16 protein-coding genes are annotated in these 15,953 nt (G+C 72.4%); 8 read left to right on the top strand and 8 right to left on the bottom strand.

Translation table 11 applies throughout. The features are described from left to right. Window positions 1-35 precede the first annotated feature (35 nt). The 5 genes from ISU07_RS01155 to ISU07_RS01135 all read left to right on the top strand — a co-directional run bounded on the left by ISU07_RS01155 (window position 36) and on the right by ISU07_RS01135 (window position 5,131). Window positions 36-281 carry a hypothetical protein gene (locus tag ISU07_RS01155; RefSeq protein WP_194704916.1) on the top strand — a complete coding sequence of 82 codons (246 nt, stop codon included), beginning with the start codon at window positions 36-38 and terminating at the stop codon, window positions 279-281. A 74-nt stretch (window positions 282-355) separates the two neighbouring features. Beyond that, window positions 356-1,450 carry a JmjC domain-containing protein gene (locus ISU07_RS01150; RefSeq protein WP_323742354.1) on the top strand — a complete coding sequence of 365 codons (1,095 nt, stop codon included), beginning with the start codon at window positions 356-358 and terminating at the stop codon, window positions 1,448-1,450. A gap of 7 nt (window positions 1,451-1,457) precedes the next feature. Next, complete coding sequence (locus ISU07_RS24615; RefSeq protein WP_194704915.1) at window positions 1,458-2,354, top strand: sucrase ferredoxin; 897 nt, start codon at window positions 1,458-1,460, stop codon at window positions 2,352-2,354. Between the two features lie 52 nt (window positions 2,355-2,406). Beyond that, on the top strand, window positions 2,407-3,795 hold the full coding sequence (locus tag ISU07_RS01140) for a cytochrome P450 (protein ID WP_323742353.1): 1,389 nt from the start codon (window positions 2,407-2,409) through the stop codon (window positions 3,793-3,795). A 28-nt stretch (window positions 3,796-3,823) separates the two neighbouring features. Continuing rightward, window positions 3,824-5,131, top strand: coding sequence for an MFS transporter (locus ISU07_RS01135; protein WP_323742352.1), 1,308 nt, complete (start codon window positions 3,824-3,826; stop codon window positions 5,129-5,131). 6 nt (window positions 5,132-5,137) lie between these two features. Here ISU07_RS01135 and ISU07_RS01130 read toward each other — a convergent pair whose 3' ends face one another. The 3 genes from ISU07_RS01130 to ISU07_RS01120 form a co-directional block, all read right to left on the bottom strand. After that, window positions 5,138-5,287, bottom strand: a complete 150-nt coding sequence (locus ISU07_RS01130; RefSeq protein ID WP_194704914.1) for a hypothetical protein — start codon at window positions 5,285-5,287, stop codon at window positions 5,138-5,140. A 246-nt stretch (window positions 5,288-5,533) separates the two neighbouring features. Then, window positions 5,534-6,121 (bottom strand): hypothetical protein, encoded by a 588-nt coding sequence (locus tag ISU07_RS01125; RefSeq protein ID WP_194704913.1) that lies wholly within the window; start codon window positions 6,119-6,121, stop codon window positions 5,534-5,536. A gap of 8 nt (window positions 6,122-6,129) precedes the next feature. Further along, window positions 6,130-6,459 (bottom strand): hypothetical protein, encoded by a 330-nt coding sequence (locus ISU07_RS01120; protein ID WP_194704912.1) that lies wholly within the window; start codon window positions 6,457-6,459, stop codon window positions 6,130-6,132. A gap of 187 nt (window positions 6,460-6,646) precedes the next feature. On the opposite strand from ISU07_RS01120, the gene ISU07_RS01115 reads away from it, so the two are divergent. Then, window positions 6,647-7,222, top strand: coding sequence for a hypothetical protein (locus tag ISU07_RS01115; protein ID WP_194704911.1), 576 nt, complete (start codon window positions 6,647-6,649; stop codon window positions 7,220-7,222). Between the two features lie 85 nt (window positions 7,223-7,307). Here ISU07_RS01115 and ISU07_RS01110 read toward each other — a convergent pair whose 3' ends face one another. The 3 genes from ISU07_RS01110 to ISU07_RS01100 all read right to left on the bottom strand — a co-directional run bounded on the left by ISU07_RS01110 (window position 7,308) and on the right by ISU07_RS01100 (window position 12,977). Further along, on the bottom strand, window positions 7,308-8,168 hold the full coding sequence (locus ISU07_RS01110; protein WP_194704910.1) for an aldo/keto reductase: 861 nt from the start codon (window positions 8,166-8,168) through the stop codon (window positions 7,308-7,310). Between the two features lie 242 nt (window positions 8,169-8,410). Next, window positions 8,411-9,856 carry a glucose-6-phosphate dehydrogenase gene (gene zwf, locus ISU07_RS01105; protein WP_194704909.1) on the bottom strand — a complete coding sequence of 482 codons (1,446 nt, stop codon included), beginning with the start codon at window positions 9,854-9,856 and terminating at the stop codon, window positions 8,411-8,413. Window positions 9,857-10,007: 151 nt separating this feature from the next. Next, complete coding sequence (locus tag ISU07_RS01100) at window positions 10,008-12,977, bottom strand: alpha-mannosidase (protein WP_194704908.1); 2,970 nt, start codon at window positions 12,975-12,977, stop codon at window positions 10,008-10,010. Between the two features lie 158 nt (window positions 12,978-13,135). Between ISU07_RS01100 and ISU07_RS01095 the strand changes: the two genes are divergently transcribed. Next, window positions 13,136-13,375 (top strand): hypothetical protein, encoded by a 240-nt coding sequence (locus ISU07_RS01095; protein ID WP_194704907.1) that lies wholly within the window; start codon window positions 13,136-13,138, stop codon window positions 13,373-13,375. Window positions 13,376-13,394: 19 nt separating this feature from the next. Here the strand turns inward: ISU07_RS01095 and ISU07_RS01090 are convergent, their stop codons facing one another. Continuing rightward, window positions 13,395-14,408 (bottom strand): NAD-dependent epimerase/dehydratase family protein, encoded by a 1,014-nt coding sequence (locus ISU07_RS01090; RefSeq protein WP_194704906.1) that lies wholly within the window; start codon window positions 14,406-14,408, stop codon window positions 13,395-13,397. 121 nt (window positions 14,409-14,529) lie between these two features. On the opposite strand from ISU07_RS01090, the gene ISU07_RS01085 reads away from it, so the two are divergent. Further along, the gene (locus ISU07_RS01085) at window positions 14,530-15,009 is read left to right on the top strand and encodes a lamin tail domain-containing protein (protein WP_323742351.1); all 480 of its coding nucleotides are present in this window, start codon (window positions 14,530-14,532) and stop codon (window positions 15,007-15,009) included. Here ISU07_RS01085 and ISU07_RS01080 read toward each other — a convergent pair. After that, on the bottom strand, window positions 14,999-15,706 hold the full coding sequence (locus ISU07_RS01080) for a glycerophosphodiester phosphodiesterase (RefSeq protein WP_194704905.1): 708 nt from the start codon (window positions 15,704-15,706) through the stop codon (window positions 14,999-15,001). The genes ISU07_RS01085 and ISU07_RS01080 overlap by 11 nt on opposite strands. Window positions 15,707-15,953 lie beyond the last annotated feature (247 nt).

The following is a 15,953-nucleotide window of genomic DNA, read 5'->3' as shown; positions in this document are numbered from 1 at the left end:
TGTCCGGCTCTGGCCGCGACGGTTGACTGGCGAGCATGACCGACGACAACGACACCCCTCTGGACGACAGCGACATCACGACCTCGGGCGACGACTCGCTCGGGTCCGGCGGAGATGCCGACGGCACCGACGGCGGCGACGCCGACGGGACTGACGGCGGCGACGCGGACGGCACCGACGGCGGCGACGCGGACGGCACCGACGGCACCGACGGCGACGGCACCGACGGCGGTGACGCCGATGGCACCGACGGCGGCGACGCGGACGGGACCGACTCCTGACCGACGCCCGGGGCGCGCTCGACCTGCTCAGCGGTGACGCCCAGACCTTCACCACGAAGGTCTGGGCGTCGCTGGTGCACCAGCACGAGACCGACCCCGACGACCTCGTCGGGCTGCTGTCGCTCGACGACGCCGACGCGCTGCTGACCGCCGGCGGCATCCGTACCCCGGCGGTCCGGGTGGCCAAGGACGGCCAGGTCCTCGGCGACGCGGCGTTCGTGCGGCGGGGCGCACAGATCGCCGGCAAGCCCCTCAGTGGCCTGGTCGACCCCCGCAAGGCGCTCGCCCTCTTCGCCGAGGGCGCGACCATCGTCTTCCAGGGCCTGCACCGCTACCACCCGCCGCTCACCGACCTGGTTGCGCGCCTCGAGCTCGAGCTCGGCCATCCGTGCCAGGCCAACGCGTACCTCACCCCGCCCGGCTCCCAGGGCTTCGCCGTCCACTCCGACGCCCACGACGTCTTCGTGTTCCAGACCCACGGCACCAAGCTGTGGGAGGTCCACCACCCGCGCGGGGAACGGCCCTGTGAGCTCCACGGCGGCGACTGTCGCGTCGACGACGTCCTGCTGCGGCCGGGGCTGTCGATGTACCTGCCCACGGGCACCCCGCACGCCGCCCGCGCCCAGGACGACGCCAGCCTGCACGTCACGATCGGCATCAACCAGCTGACCTGGCGCGGCGCCGTACGCCGCGCCGTCGACGACCTCCTCGCCGGCGTCGACGACCACCACCTGCCCGCCGGCTGGACCGACCACCCCGAGCTGCTCGCCGAGGGCCTGGCCGACCGGTTGGGAGAGCTGTCCCGCTCCCTCGCCGACGTGGACGCGAGCGCCGCCGCGGACGCCGAGGCGGTCCGGTTCCTCACCGGCCGCACCAGTTGGCTGCGCGGTGGCCTGCACGACGTCCTCGCGGTCGACCGCCTCGCCGCCGACACCGTGCTGGCCCGGCGTCCCGGCCACCCCTGCGTGGTGACCTCGCTCGGTGCCGACAGGATCCGCGTGCTGATCGGCGACCGGTACCTCGACATGCCCGCCCGCCTCGCCGGCGCGTTGGAGGTCGTCCGTACCTCGTCCACGTTCACGCCCGACGACCTCGGCCTCGACCCGCAGAGCAACCTCGTGCTCGCGCGTCGCCTCGTCCGGGAGGGGCTCCTCGAGGTCTCAGCGTGAGCCGGGCGTGACCTACCGCTGCTCGGCCGCCGGGCTCGAGCGTGGCGACCCGCTGGCGGGGACCGCCTCGACGTACCGGTCCTTCCTGCTGATCGAGAACCCCGGCCCCTGGGGTGTCGACGCGATCCGGGACAGCCGGCTGCCAGGACCGGTCAAGGAGGGTCTGCGCGCCGCCACCGCCTCCGCGAGGGTGCGTCCGCTGCTGATCCGCCGCTACCACCGTCGCGCCCCGCGGACGGGGTTCCGCGTGTACGCCGCCCGCGTCGGCCGCGAGGGCGGCTGGCTGCAGACCGCGGTGCTCGACGAGCCCCGGGAGCTGCTGGACCTCGACGTGGCGGCTCTCGGCGCGGGTCGCTCACCGGGCCTGGTGCCGGCCGAGGGGCCGTTCTTCTTCGTCTGCACCCACGGCAAGCACGACGCGTGCTGCGCCGAGAAGGGCCGGCCGGTGGCGGCGGCGCTGTCCGCGGCGTACCCCGACGAGACCTGGGAGGTCTCCCACATCGGCGGCGACCGGTTCGCCGGCAACGCGCTGGTCCTGCCCGACGGCGTCTACCTCGGACGGCTCGACGCCGAGTCCGCGGTGACGGCGGTCGGAGACCTGCTGGCCGGACGCCTGCCGCTGGACGTGCTGCGCGGGCACAGCTACCTGCCGATGGCCGCCCAGGCCGGTGAGATCGCGCTCTACCGGCACCTGGGCGAGACCGCCCAGGCCGCGATCCGCGTGCTCGGGGTGGCCCGCCGCGACGACCTGACCACGGTCGACCTGGCCCGTTCCGACGAGCAGTGGCGGGTCGTCGTCCGCAGCAGCCTCGGCCCCGGCGCGCTGCTCACCTGCCAGGCGCGCCGCGAGGATCCGACCCCGCGCCACGAGGTGGTCGCCATGGAACGCGTGGGCGTCCCGTGACGGGCCCCGCCGGCCTCCTCGGCCGGTGGGAACGTACTCGTAGTATGTCGAGGTGACCGCCCTCGACCGGCACCCCGACCCCGCGGACACGCGAGCGCTCACCGCTCGTCGGTTCGAGCGGATGCGCCCCTTCGGCGGCCGGAAGCCGTCCCGGGTCGACACCACCGGACTGCCGCCCGGCCTGCCCTGGCCTGCATGGCTCCAGAGCATCGCGCTGCTCCGGTTCCGTCACCAGACCGTGCCGTGGCTCCACGGCAGGTACGGCGACACGTTCACCGTCCGCATCCTGCCCGCGGGCCGCCCGCTGGTGCTGTTCAGCCGGCCCGAGCACGCCAAGGAGATCTTCGCCGGGGACCCGGCGATCTTCCACGCCGGCAAGGGCAACGCGATCCTCGGCCCGATCATGGGCGAGCACTCGCTGCTGCTCCAGGACGGCGCCGACCACCAGCGGGCACGCAAGCTGCTCATGCCGGCATTCAACGGCCACGCGCTGAAGAGCTACCAGGGCCTGGTCGAGCGGGTCGCCGCCGCGGAGGTCGCGGGCTGGCGCACCGGTGAGACGTTCAGGGCCCTGGAGCGGATGAACGCCCTGACCCTCGAGGTCATCCTGACGGTCGTCTTCGGCGTCACCGACGAGTCGCGGCTGGCGGCCCTGCGGCCGCGCGTGAAGGCGACCGTCGAGGTCGGGCCGTCGGTCCTCCTCGGCTGGGGCTTCCCGGTGCTGCGCCGGTTCGGCCCGTGGAAGCGGACGGTCGAGAACGCCTACGCCCTCGACGCCCTGATCTACCGGGAGATCCGCGAGCGCCGCCTCGCGCCCGACCTCGCCGAGCGCACCGACGTGCTCTCCCGCCTGATCACGGTCCGCGAGGGCGAGGACGCGCTGGACGACACCGAGCTGCGCGACCAGCTGGTCACCCTGCTGCTCGCCGGGCACGAGACCACGGCCACCGCGTTGGCCTGGGCGCTCTACGAGCTCGGCCGCGACCGCGACCAGCTCCGCCGCGCACGGGACGCAGCCGTGGCGGGCGACGACGACTGGCTGGAGGCGGTCCTCAAGGAGTCGATGCGTGTGCACCCGGTGATCCCGATGGTGGTCCGCACCCTCCAGGCACCGGCCACCGTGGGCGGCTACGACCTCCCCGCAGGCGCCACCGTCGGGCCGTCGATCATCCTCGGCCACCGTCGCCCGGAGAACCACGCAGACCCGGAGCGCTTCGACCCGTCCCGGTTCGTCGGCCGACACCCGGCCCCCAACACCTGGATCCCCTTCGGCGGCGGGGTACGTCGCTGCATCGGCGCCGGCTTCTCCCTGATGGAGGGTGTGGTCGTGCTCCGCGCCGTGCTCACGGCCTACGACGTCGAGGCGATCGGTGCCGACCGGCCGCGCGTCCGCAACATCACCAGCGTCCCGCACCGCGGAGCGAGAATCCGCGTGCACTGACCGGGGCGCTGCGTCAGCATTGCCCTTCGTGACCCAGCCGGTGTCGTGGCGTGAGCGCTTCCGTGCCGTGCGCATGGACGTCACCCCGCTGCGCACCTCACGCGACTTCCGGCTGCTGTTCCTCGCGGGCACGATCTTCTACCTCGGCGGCATGGTCAGCTACGTCGCCGTCCCGTTCCAGATCTACGACCTGACCGGCTCCAACTTCGCCGTCGGTGCGATCGGGCTCGTCGAGCTGGTGCCGCTGGTCGTGTTCGGCCTGTACGGCGGCGCGCTGGCAGACCACGTCGACCGGCGCCGTCTGCTCGTGTGGACCGGCGTCGGGCAGCTCGCCCTGACCGCGGTGCTGGCGGTCAACGCCTTCCGTGACGACCCGAGCATCTGGGTGATCTTCGTGGTCGCCGGCCTGCTGACCGCGACGGGCGCGTTGCAGCGACCGAGCCGCGAGGCGCTGATGCCGCGAACCGTGCGCCACGACGAGATCCCGGCCGCCAACGCGCTGACCAGCTTCGGCATGCAGATCGGCGTGCTGATCGGCCCGGCGATCGGCGGCCTGCTCGTCGCCTACGTCGGCATCGGCTGGTGCTTCGTCGTCGACGTCCTCGGTCTGGCTCTCGCCTCCTCCCTCTACTTCTGGATGCGGCCGTACCCGCACCAGGTCGAGACCACCCCGCCCAGCCTGCGCGCGATCGGCGAGGGCTGGCGCTACGCGGTGCGCCGCAAGGACCTGCTCGGCACCTACCTCGTCGACATCGTGTGCATGCTGCTGGCCTTCCCGGTCGTGCTGTTCCCGGCGCTGGCCGCCGACATCTTCGAGCACCCGCAGCTGCTCGGCCTGCTGTACACCAGCGAGACCGTCGGCGCGATGCTCGCCACCGTGCTGTCCGGCTGGACCGGTCGGGTGCACCACCACGGGCGCGCGATCGTGCTCGCCGCGGCGGCGTACGGCCTCTTCATGGGCCTGGTCGGCCTGGCCCCGACGATCGGGGTGGCGCTCGGGTTCCTGGTGCTGGCGGGGGCCGCGGACATGATCTCCGGGGTGTTCCGCGGGACCGTGTGGAACCAGACCATCCCCGAGCACATGCGCGGCCGGCTGGCCGGCATCGAGATGCTGTCCTACTCCGTGGGCCCGATCGGCGGGCAGGTGCGCTCGGGCCTGGTCGCCGACCTGTGGTCGGTGCGCGGCTCGATCGCCAGCGGTGGCTTCGCCTGCGTCGCCGGTGTCGCGATCGCCGCGGTCGCGCTGCGGGAGTTCTGGTCCTACGACGCCAGGACCGACGAGCACGCCGTGGCCGAGCGGGAGCTGCGGGCGGCCCGCGGGGAGCAGCCGGCCTGATCGGGCTCATGCCGCCGGGTCGAACGTCTCGGCGACGGACTCGAACACGTCGCAGTACGCGGCGTACTCCTCCGCCGCGACCGTGCCGAGCAGCTGGTGGGCCACGCCGTCGACGACCCACAGCCACTGGTCGCTGAGCGCCCGGACACCGGCCACGGTGTGCCCGAACCGGCGGTAGGCGACCTCGTGGCCGCCCAGCTCGAACCCGTCCTCGTCCTCGAGGTCGAACCCGGAACGCGAGGCGTCGGCCTTGGCGACGAGGTCCTGCCAGGCGGCGAGGCTGCCAGGGGAAGGGCTCGGTGCGGTGCTCCAGGCGGGGGGCGAGGCCCGATCCGTGGCTGCCGGGGGCGACGTACCCGCCGCGCCCCCGCACCCACCTCACCGGCATGGTCACGGGGCAGCTCACGACTGCTCCGCCTCCGGTGGCAGCGGCGGTCGGACGGCGTCGTCGCCCTCGAAGTCGACGGGCCCGTCCGGCGCCGCTCGCTGGAGGCACTGCCACCAGGCCTGGACGGCGGAGTCCTCCAGGGCCCTGGCACGGCGCCACCAGTCGATGGCGGCATGCCAGGCCGCCCACGCCGCGGTGAGCTCGGCGTCGGCGGGGTCGGGCGGGCGGACGGGACTAAAGACCGCTTCGTGGGTGGTGCGGAGGTACGGCGAGGCCGCGGCGACCGACTCGCCCATCAGGCGGTGCACCTCGTCGAGGTCCCGGGCGTAGTCGCCCAGCCCGCCGGCCAGCCTCGCGCAGTTGGCCGCCAGCCGGTCGGCCAGCGCGGCGAGGTCGCGGGTGGACTGCCGGTAGACGATGCCGGACAGGCCGCCGAGCTCCTCCTCCCCGACCGCGGCTTGCTGCGCCAGCCGGGCACCGGCGATCCCGCACGCCTCGCCCAGGCGCGCCAGCTGGGTGGCCGTCGCCTGGCACGATGACGGGTCCACGTCCACGCGCACGTCCAGCAGGCGCCCGGCCGCGAGGACGGGCATGTCGCTCACGTGCTCACTCACAGGGCCAGCACCCCGCTCGTCAGCAGGTCCAGGTCCACCGCCACCTCACCGTCGGTGGCGTGCGCGGCGACCAGCCACCGGTCGAGGGCGTCGGCGAGCCCGGTCATCAGCTCGGCCAGCCGGTGGGCCCGCTCCTCGATCCTCTCGAGCTTGAGGTCGGTCACGGCCCGCACCGGGCCGGAGTCGGGCCGGTCGAGCACCGCCCGCCGCTCGATCTCCAGCGCGTCGCCGAGCAGGCACTCCCGGTGCCGCCCGACGACGTCGAGGTCCACGTAGATCGTCATGCGCAGCAGCGTGAGCCGCCGGCGTACCTCAGGGAATCCCACCCCGATCAACCTGTGGAGGGGAGCGTGGAACACGTGGTGTTTCGAGACGGCGGACTCCCCCGTCGCTCCGCGCCGCCGCGAGTCCGCCTCCTCGACCTCCTCGCTCTCGCCGCCCCGGCTCGCGCGCTCGCCAGAGCGGGCGCTCGGAATTTCGGGTCTGGTAGGCCCGCCCCGTAAGAATGGAGGCGTGCCCCCGCCCCCACCCGAGCCTGCGCCCGAGCGCAAGCAGCACCCGGTCGTCGCCGGTCTGATCGCCCTCGTCGGCGTCGGCCTGGCCATCGGTCTGCTGGCGGGTGGGGCCACGCTCGTCGCCACCCGCGTGATGGGTCTGGGCGCGGAGACAACGGCCACGGACTCGACGGCGCGGCAGAGCATGTACCTGCCGAAGCCCGAGGCCACGACCGCCAGCGCGGCCAGCTCGCTGCCCACGCTGCCGGCCGCGTCCGAGCCGACCGGCCCGGTCCTCACCACGCCGACCAAGGACACGGGCATCACGCTCACCGCCGCCCAGACCACTGTCGGCCAGATGGGCCGCATCGACCTGACGGGCACCTACCCGACGGGCGAGGGCGCGGTCCTCCAGGTGCAGCGGGCGAGCGGACCTGGTGACGACTCCTGGGTCGACTTCCCGGTCTCGGTGACGGTCAGCGGCGGCCAGTTCTCGACGTACGTGCAGACGGGCCGCACCGGGCCCAACCGCTTCCGCGTGATCGACACCGACTCCGACCAGGCGTCGAACGAGGTGACGATCACCGTGCAGTAGGGCTCGCTCCGCTCGCCTGTCCGCCCCGCTGCGCTCCCTCGCTCCTCCGTGCAGACCAAGGGGCGCGGCGAACGGGATGCTGGACTCAGTAGTCGGGAATCCAGTCCATCGTCTTCGGGTCCGCGCCGTGACGGCCGCTGTCGCCCTGGTCGAGCGCGGTGATCGCGGCCATCTGGTCGGCGTCCAGCTCGAAGTCGAACAGCCCGAAGTTCTCGCGCATCCGGTCCGGGTTCACCGACTTGGGGAACACGATGTCGCCGCGCTGCACGTGCCACCGCAGCGTCACCTGCGCCGGCGTCCGGCCGACCTTCTCGGCGACCGCGACGATGGCCGGGTCGTCCAGCACGTCGCCCTGGGCGATCGGCGACCAGGCCTCGGTGGCCACGTCGTAGGACGCGTTGGCGGCGCGGACGGCCTCGTTGCCGAAGTACGGGTGCACCTCGACCTGGTTGACGACCGGCACGCGCCCGGTCTCCTCGACGATCCGCTTCAGGTGGTCGGGCTCGAAGTTCGAGACGCCGACCGAGGTCGCGCGCTTGTCGCCCCACTGACCCGAGAACTCGGTCATGGTCTGCCAGGTGGTGACGTAGTCGCCGTCGTACCTCGTCGGCAGCGGCCAGTGGATGAGGAACAGGTCGACGTGGTCGAGCCCGAGCTTGGTCAGCGAGGTATCGAACGCGCGGCGCGCGTCGTCGGGCAGGTGGTACCCGTTGTTGAGCTTGGTGGTGACGTACAGCTCGTCGCGCGGGATGCCGCTGGCCGCGATCGCGCGGCCGACGCCCTCCTCGTTGCGGTACATCTGCGCGGTGTCGATGTGCCGGTAGCCCACCTCCAGCGCCTGCTCGACCACGCGCTGGGTGTCCTCGGGCTTCACCTGGAAGACGCCGAAGCCGAGCTGGGGGATGGTCGTGCCGTCGTTGAGCTTGATGTCCGGGATCTGGGTCATAGGAGGCATGACAAGCGCCGTACGCCGTGTATTCCGGGCCGTCCCAGGGCGTGGGCCGCACACCCCCGGAGGGGTGGGGGCGGCGTCAGCCGATCGCCGTACTGTCGATGGCCACACACGGAAAGAGGTTCGCCATGCTCTGGACCATCCTCATCATCCTGCTGATCATCGCGCTCGTGCTCTTCATCCTCAGCCGGGTCCGGGGCGGTCGCCGGGGCCTGTGAGGCCGGCACCCTGACGCGCTAGACGCCCGTCTCGTTGGGGTCGCGCCACTGCCGCTCGAACGGCAGCCGCCACGCGAACGGTGCCACCAGCTGGTGGATCTGGTTCGGACCCCACGAGCCGGCGTGGTACGGACGCACGACCGGAGGGTTCTCCAGCAGCGGCTGGGAGATCTCCCACAGGCGCTCGATGCCCTCGGCCGTCGTGAACAGCGTGCGGTCGCCGCGCGCGGCGTCGTAGATGAGGCGTTCGTAGGCCTCGAGCACGGCGCCGGCCCACGACGTGTCGCGCATCGCGAACTGCATGGACAGCTTCTGCAGCTGCATGCCCGGCCCGGGCTTCTTGCCGTAGAACGACAGAGACATCTTCGCCTGGTCCGCCAGGTCGAACGTCAGGTGGTCGGGCCCGTGGTCGCCGACGCCGGACCCCGGCGGGAACATCGACCGTGGCGGCTCGCGGAAGGCGATCGAGATGATCCGCGCACCCTCGGCCATCCGCTTGCCGGTGCGCAGGTAGAACGGAACGCCGGCCCAGCGCCAGTTGTCGACGTAGCACTTGAGCGCGACGAAGGTCTCGGTCTCGGACTCGGGGTGGACGCCATCGATGTCGCGGTACCCGACGTACTGGCCACGCACCACGTCGTGCGGCTCGATCGGCAGCATCGAGCGGAAGACCTTGTTCTTCTCCTCCGAGATCGCGAAGGGCTCCAGCGCGGTCGGCGGCTCCATCGCGGTGAACGCCAGCACCTGGAACAGGTGGGTCACGACCATGTCGCGGTAGGCGCCGGTCGCCTCGTAGAACGACGCGCGCTGCTCCAGGCCGAGCGACTCCGGCACGTCGATCTGGATGTGGTCGATGTGGTTGCGGTGCCAGATCGGCTCGAAGAGCCCGTTGGCGAACCGGAACGCCAGGATGTTCTGCGCCGCCTCCTTGCCGAGGAAGTGGTCGATCCGGAAGATCTGCTCCTCCTTGAACACCCGGTGCAGCTCCTTGTTGAGCGACTGGGAGGTGGCCAGGTCGGTGCCGAACGGCTTCTCCATGATGATCCGGCTGCGCGCGACCAGGTCGGCCTCCTTGAGGATCTGCACCACGTCGAGGGCGGCCTTCGGGGGCACGCTGAGGTAGTGCAGCCGGTCGCGCGGCTTGTCACTGTCCGCGGCCTCGTCGGCGTCGTCCACGGTCTTCTTGAGCCCGTCGGGCCCCAGCTCCCACGGTGCCCACCACAGCCGCTTCTCAAACTCCTTCCAGTCCTCCTCCTTCACGTCGTACCCCGCGAACTCGTCGATGGCCGCCCGGGCGAAGTCGACGAACGAGTCGCGGTCGTGCTGGTCGAGGGAGGTTCCGACGACCTGGAGGTCGCGCAGCAGCCCGGTCTGGAACAGGTGCAGCAGTCCCGGCAGCAGCTTGCGCTTGGACAGGTCGCCCGTGGCCCCGATGAGGACGACCGTGATGGGAGGCGTCGGCATGCGCTCAGGGTGACACCGCCCGTGCTGCACCGTCCACGTGCGTATCGCCGCGCGACCGGGGGCTGAGCGAGTAACGCACCCACAGCAGGACTTCTATCCCGATACATGAGGGGGGAAGCCCCGTCACGGGTGCGTTACTCGTCCCGACGGGTCAGCGCGCGAACCGCAGCGTCACGATCTGGAATGGCCGCATCGAGAGGACCGAGCCGTCCCAGGCGCCGGAGTCGTGGGGGCGCTCCAGGATGTCGACCTCGGTGACCGAGGAGTGCTCGAACGCCGCGGTCACCTGTGTCTCCGAGCGGGCGCCGAGCGGCTCGTACAGCCGCACCACCACGTCGCCGGACCCGTCGGCGGCGAGCTTGACCGCCTCGACGTACGCCGGCCCCTCGACGCGGACCAGCGGCTCGACGGCCGAGCCGGTACGACGCCGCAGCGGGAGGTTCAGCGCGTACCCGGCCTCGGCGGCGTCGGAGACCGACGCGCCGGGGACGAGGGCGTACCGCAGCACGTGCCGGCCCTGGTCGGTCTCGGGATCAGGGAAGAGCGGTGCGCGGAGCAGGCTGAGCCGGACGCGGGAGTACGTGCCGCCGCCGTCGCGCTGGTGACGGGTGACGTCGTGGCCGTACGTCGAGTCGTTGGCCAGCCCCACGCCGTACCCGCCGTCGGCGACCCTCACCCATCGGTGCGCGCACACCTCGAAGCGGGCCGCATCCCACGTGGTGTTCTCGTGGGTCGGCCGGACGACGTGCCCGAACTGGGTCTCGTACGCCGCGTGGTCGGTGTGCACGTCGACATCGAAGGCCGCCTTCAGCACCTTCTCGCGCTCGTGCCAGTCGATGTCGACCTCGCACATGAGGAGTCGCTGGTCGAGCCACATCCGCTGCACGGCCGTCGACCCCCCGAACGTGTGCCGCACCACGATCGCGTCGTCCTCGACGGTCACCTCGCCGGAGGTCAGGTCGGTGGCCGACGCGCGGTAGGAGCGGTCGAGGTCCCAGGCGTCCCACTTCACCGGGTGGTCCGGGTGCAGCTGGAGGAGGTTGGCCGCTCCGCCCGGCGGCAGCACCTCGCGGTCGTTCGCCTGGTCGAGCACGCGCCGGATGACGCCGCCGTCGTCCAGCTCGACGCGGAGGTGCTCGTTCTCGAGCACGCCCGCGCCCGGTGGTCTCGTGACAGGCCTTCGGCCTTCCTCGACCAGCGGGCCGGAGCCCAGCGCCGGCACACCTGCCCGTGCCGCCGGCCCGGCGTTGAAGACGACCTCGTCCGACCCGCCACCCGCCAACGCGTCGAGGGCGCGGTCGACCAGGACCTCCAGCCGAGCCGTCACGTCGGCGTACGTCGCCCGCGCCTCGCGGTGCACCCAGGCGATCGAGGAGCCCGGGAGGATGTCGTGGAACTGGTGCAGCAGCACGACCCGCCACAGCTCGTCGAGCTCCGCCGCCGGATAGGAGAGCAGACCGCGGACCGCGGCCGTCGCGGACCACAGCTCGGCCTCGCGCAGCAGGTGCTCGGAGCGCCGGTTGCCCTGCTTCATCGCGGCCTGCGAGGTGTAGGTGCCGCGGTGGATCTCCAGGTACAGCTCGCCGGTCCACACCGGGGCGTCGGGATACTCGGCGGAAGCCGCTTCGAAGAACGCCGTCGGCGACTCGAGCGTGACGACGGGGGAGCCGGCGAGGGAAGCCGTACGGCGCGCGCGGCCGAGCATCTCGCGCGTCGGACCGCCACCCCCGTCGCCGAACCCGAACGGCACCAGCGACCGGCTCGCCGCGCCCTTGTCGCGGAAGTTGCGCGCGGCGTGGGCGAGCTCGCGTCCGGTGAGCGACGCCTCGTAGGTGTCGACCGGCGGGAAGTGCGTGAACACCCGGGTGCCGTCGATGCCCTCCCACCAGAAGGTGTGGTGCGGGAAGACGTTGGTGGTGTTCCACGAGATCTTCTGCGTCAGGAACCAGCGCGCGCCGGCCAGGCTGACGATCTGGGGGAGCGCGGCGGTGTACCCGAACGAGTCCGGCAGCCACACCTCCTCGCACACGGTACCGAGGTGCTCCTCGAACCACCGCTGCCCCACGAGGAGCTGCCGCGCCATCGCCTCGCCGCCGACCATGTTGGTGTCGGACTCGACCCACATCCCGCCGGCGGGCACGAACCGTCCGGCCGCCGCATGCTTCTTCACGCGCTCGAACAGCTCGGGGTGCTCGGTGCGCACCCACTCCCACTGCTGCGCGCTCGACATCGCGTAGACGAGATCGGGGTCCTCGTCCAGGAGGGCGACCACGTTGGACACCGTGCGGGCCACCTTCCGCACCGTCTCGCGAACCGGCCAGAGCCAGGCCGAGTCGATGTGGGCGTGACCGACGGCCGAGAGGCGGTGGGCGCCGTCGTACGCCGGCCGGCTGAGCACGCCGGCGAGCTCGCCACGCACGGTGCTCGCGGTGCCGGCCACATCGGTGAGGTCGAGGCTGTCGAGCGCCTTCTCCAGCGCCAGCAGGACCTCGACCTGACGGGCGTCGTCCTCGTGGAGCTCGGCGGCCAGCTGGTCGAGCACCTCGATGTCGGCCAGCAGGTCACGTACCTCGGGGTCGACGTCGACCACGGCCGCGGTCACGAGCCGGTAGACCGGCTCGGGTCCGGAGGTGAGCCTGTCGCCGAGCGGAGTCGCGCTCCACCCGGTCAGGACGTGCGGGTTGGCCGCGGCCTCGACGTACAGCTCGACGTCCTCGTCCGCGGACGCGGGAGCCCAGTCGTTGAAGGGATTCAGGGCCTTGACGTGAGTGCCGTCCGGCCGGTGGACCAGGCCCTCGCACTGGAAGCCGGGCATGCCGCCCTGGAAGCCGAGGTCGACCACGAGCTCGGGGTGCGCGACGCCGGCGGGCACCGCCCCGGTCAGCCGGAACCACGTCGTCGCCCACGCCGGTCCCCACGGGTCGCCGATCGCGAACGCGGCGTACTCCTGGGCCTTCGCCTCCGCGAAGGGGACCGGCTCGCCGACCGACCCGTCGGCCGCGGGAGGTACGTGCCAGGCCTCGACCGTCAGGTCCACGACGTGCCGTCGCTCGGCGGGCCGCAGGCGCTGGTCGACGATGCGCCGCAGGCGTCCTCGGATCTCGCCGCGTCGGTCGTGCATGGCGCCGACGCTATCGACCGCTGGTCGAGGAGGTTGCGCTAGCAACCGTCACGAGACGAGCCGCTCCACTTCCAGCGGACGGTGCTGCCTTCCCGGATGGCCATCCCGACGACGCTCGAGCGGAGCGGCCGGCGAGCATCACCCGTCAGGATGGCCGGGTGCCCGGCGACCCCCACGACTTCGAGTACGTCGTGCGGCGCGGCGGCGACGTGGTCATCACCCACCACGGCAAGCGCGCCACCGTGCTGCGCGGCCCGCGGGCGCAGGAGTTCGTGGGCGAGGTCGAGGCCGCCAGTGATGAGGTGAGCGCGCAACAGGTGATGGCGCGGTGGACCGGCAACTACAAGCGCGGCAACGAGCGGGCGGCCAGGCAGCACCCGCGCAACCGCGGCCGATGACGCTGAGCAGAGAAGCGGGCTAGCGCGGGCGGTACCTCTCCGGCAGGTGCCCGGCGTCCACGGCCCACGCGATCTCGTCGCGCACCGACCGGTCGAACGGGACCGGCGTGATGCCGAGGTCGCGCCGCGCGGGCGTGTCGTCGAGGCGGGTGTCGCGGACGGCCATCTCGGCGCCCTCGCTGTCCGCCGGGTAGTGCACCCGGGCCGGCAACCGCGCCTGCACCGTGTCGACCAGCCTGCTGGACCAGAGCCCCAACCGAGCGGGGAGGTCGAGGTGGAACCGGCGCCGGCCGATCGCGCGGGAGACGGCGCCGTACAGGTCGTCGCCGGTCATGTGGATCCCGGGGACGACGTACCGCCGCGGGCCGCGTCCCTTCTCCATCACCGCCGCCACCACGTCGGCGGTGTCACGGACGTCGGTCGCGTGCACGCCGCCCTTCGACCACAGCGGGAACCACCCACGCACGACCCAGAGGAAGCGCTCGGTCTGCGAGCCCACGTACGGGTCGCCGGGGCCGTAGATGGCGCCGGGGTAGACGGTGACGACCGGCCTGCCGCCGTCCTGGTGCTTGCGGGCCTCGATCTCCGACAGCACCTTCGACCGGCTGTAGGCGTGCTCGATGTCGCCGAGCGGGAGATCCGGGCCGCTGCCCCCGTGCCGCATCAGCGCGACCGAGCTGGAGACGTGCACGGCGGGATCGCAGCCCCGGGCCAGCGCCTCGCCCAGCACGATCCGCGTCGCCGTCGCGTTGGTGTCGAGCATCGCCTGGGCCTTGCGGGGGTCGAGGCTGAAGATCGCGGCGGCGTGCACGACCGCGTCGCAGCCGTCGAGGGCCGCCCGGACCGAGTCGGCGTCGAGCACGTCGCCGGTGACGACGTCGTGGGGCCCGAACGTGAGGTCGTAGGGCGCGAACGTCTCGGCGACCTGCTCGGGGCGGCGTACGAGGAGCCGGACGGTGTGCCCCTCACGCACCAGGGCCACGACGATGTGGGACCCGACGTACCCGGTGCCGCCGGTGACGAGGACGCGCATGGGTGATCGTCGCACGGGGCCTAGCCCTTCCGGGCTATACGGGCGCCGCCGACCGGGCAATGATCGGGCTGTGTTGGGCAAACGAGGGACGCGCAGGGCTGGTCGCCCTAGCGTCGGTCGGGTGACATCGTCCGGAGTCCGTGGGTGGGCCATGCTCGTGGCCGCTGTCGGCCTGCTCGCGCCGTCGGCCGCGTACGCCGTCGGCCTCGGCCGCTCGGCAGACGCGTCCGCGCTGCCCCCGGTCCGGCTGAGCAAGATCCAGTACGACCCGCCCGGCGACGACGACGGCACCAACACCTCGCTGAACAAGGAGTGGGTGCAGATCCACAACTACGGCGCGAAGGCGTGGACGCTGACCGGCTGGTCGGTGCGTGACGTGACGGGGTACAAGTTCAGCTTCCCCGAGGGCTTCACCATCCAGCCCGGCACGACGGTGACCGTGCACACCGGCGCCGGCAAGAACCGCCTGCTGCACCTGTACTGGGGCCAGGGCAGCTACATCTGGAACAACACCGGCGACAAGGCGACGTTCAAGAACTCCGCCGGCAAGGTCGTCGACACCTGCGCCTACGACGGCGACGGGTCCTGGGTCAGCTGCTGATCCGCCGGCGCATGGCCAGCGCCGCCTCCGGGTGGTTGGTGGTGAGCATCCACACGCGCGGGTCCTTCAACGCCGCGGCGACGACACGGGGCGCGTCGGCGGTCCACACCAGCACGCGGACGCCGCGCCGCCGGGCCCAGCGCAGCAGCCGCAGCCGTGCGAGCACGTGGTGCGCGACGAGCACGCCGGCGCCGCTGTCGTGCCACTGACGGGTCGGGTACAGCTCACGGATCCGGGTCCGCACCGTGTCGCCGAGCCTGAGGTGTCGCGTGCTCGAGCCGACCGTGAGGCCGACCAGGGCCGGGCTGTCGTGCTCCTCGGTCCAGCGGGACAGTGCGGAGGCCGCCCGGGCGTGACCGGTCGTGTAGACGACCGGCGTCTCGTCGAGCACCTCGGCGCACTGCCGGGCCGCGTCGACGGCCCACGCGTCGACGTCCGGCCCCTTGAGGTCCACGTGCGCGCCGAGTCCCGACTCCGCGACCGCGGCGAGCACGTCGGCGAGCCGCGACGGGGCCTCCGCGGCGTGGGCGACCGGGTCGTGGCTGCACACCAGCGTGCCGTCACCCGCGCGGCGTACGTCGAACTCCACGTAGTCGGCCCCGATCGACGCCGCCCACCGCACCCCCGCCGGGCTGTTGTCGTACGCCGGGTCCGCCTTCCCCCCGCACCGGTGCGCGGAGATCAGGACCTGCGCCACGACGTTCACCGTACCGGCGGGATAGTCCGGTGCGTTCGGGTTGACGGAACCGCCCGAGGACGACCCGAACACACCGGACTATCCAGACCACCGCGGGCAGTCCGCCGAAAATCGGTGGGGCGATCCGGAACATCGGCCACCCTGGGTGCGTTGGGCCGGGTGATAAGACTTGAGTCGAACGTACTCAAGAATTTTGGCCACCGAACGATCAGCCGTCAGGATGGCCGGAAGCCCAGCAACCCCAAGC

The sequence above is a fragment of the Nocardioides islandensis genome (assembly GCF_015352455.1).
In the GTDB taxonomy this organism is placed as follows: Bacteria; Actinomycetota; Actinomycetes; order Propionibacteriales; family Nocardioidaceae; genus Nocardioides; species Nocardioides islandensis.
This window is presented reverse-complemented; position numbering and strand designations above follow the sequence as displayed.

Bases quoted from the DNA above. Each gene is read 5' to 3' on its own strand.
- ISU07_RS01155 (WP_194704916.1), top strand. From the start codon at position 36: ATGACCGACGACAACGACACCCCTCTGGACGACAGCGACATCACGACC.
- ISU07_RS01110 (WP_194704910.1), bottom strand. From the start codon at position 8,168: ATGACCCAGATCCCGGACATCAAGCTCAACGACGGCACGACCATCCCC.
- zwf (WP_194704909.1), bottom strand. From the start codon at position 9,856: ATGCCGACGCCTCCCATCACGGTCGTCCTCATCGGGGCCACGGGCGAC.
- ISU07_RS01090 (WP_194704906.1), bottom strand. From the start codon at position 14,408: ATGCGCGTCCTCGTCACCGGCGGCACCGGGTACGTCGGGTCCCACATC.
- ISU07_RS01100 (WP_194704908.1), bottom strand. From the start codon at position 12,977: ATGCACGACCGACGCGGCGAGATCCGAGGACGCCTGCGGCGCATCGTC.